This window comes from Streptomyces sp. SID486 (assembly GCF_009865385.1).
Taxonomy (GTDB): Bacteria; Actinomycetota; Actinomycetes; order Streptomycetales; family Streptomycetaceae; genus Streptomyces.
The window spans coordinates 1-717 of sequence record NZ_WWJT01000132.1 but is presented as its reverse complement, the minus strand read 5'-3'; the positions used below and the strand labels follow the sequence as shown (position 1 = coordinate 717).

1 protein-coding gene is annotated in these 717 nt (G+C 78.0%); it reads right to left on the bottom strand.

Annotated features, from left to right (window positions below; all coding sequences use genetic code 11):
• Window positions 1-717 (bottom strand): condensation domain-containing protein (locus GT045_RS06565; protein WP_161333582.1); only part of this gene is annotated, 717 nt, incomplete at both ends.

Below are 717 nucleotides of genomic sequence, written 5' to 3'. Positions count from 1 at the left end.
GCGGTCGGCGGCGCCCGCGCGGCGGGGCGGTTCGGGCAGTGCGAGCGCGGAGACGCGGGTGCCGGGGGCGCCGGCGGCGGCCTCCAGTGCCTGCGGGAGTGCCTCGGCCAGCCAGGCGACGAAGGACTCCTCCAGTGCCTCGGCCCGGTACTCGAAGGTGAGGGTGAGGCCGCCGGGTGTGCCGTCCGGGGCGGTGCTCTCGGAGACGTCGACGAGCAGCTCGAACCGGGCGGACCCGGTGCGCACCAGTTCCACGCCGGTCTCCGCGCCGGGCAGCGCGACCTCGGCGCGCGCGTTGTTCTGCAGCGCCAGGACCACCTCGGTGAACGGCTGCCGGCCGGGCCTGCGGGCCGGGTTGAGCGCGCCGACGACCTGCTCGAACGGCACGTCCTGGTGGGCGAAGGCGGCGAGGTCGGTGTCCCGGACGCGGGCCAGCAGTTCGGCGGCGGTGGGGTCGCCGGACGCGTCGGCGCGCAGCACGAGCAGGTTCACGAAGAACCCGACGACGTCCTCGACGTCGCCGTCCGACGCCCGTGCCGCGACGGGTGCGCCGATCGCCGTGTCAGGGCCGGCGCCGGCCCGCAGCAACGCGGTGACCAGGGCGGCGTGCAGGGCCATGAAGAGGGTGGCGCCCCGGGCCTGCGCGGCGTCCGCGAGGCGGGCGTGGGCCGCCGCGTCCAGCCGCCGTACGACGACCCCGGCGGCCGGGCCGGGCAC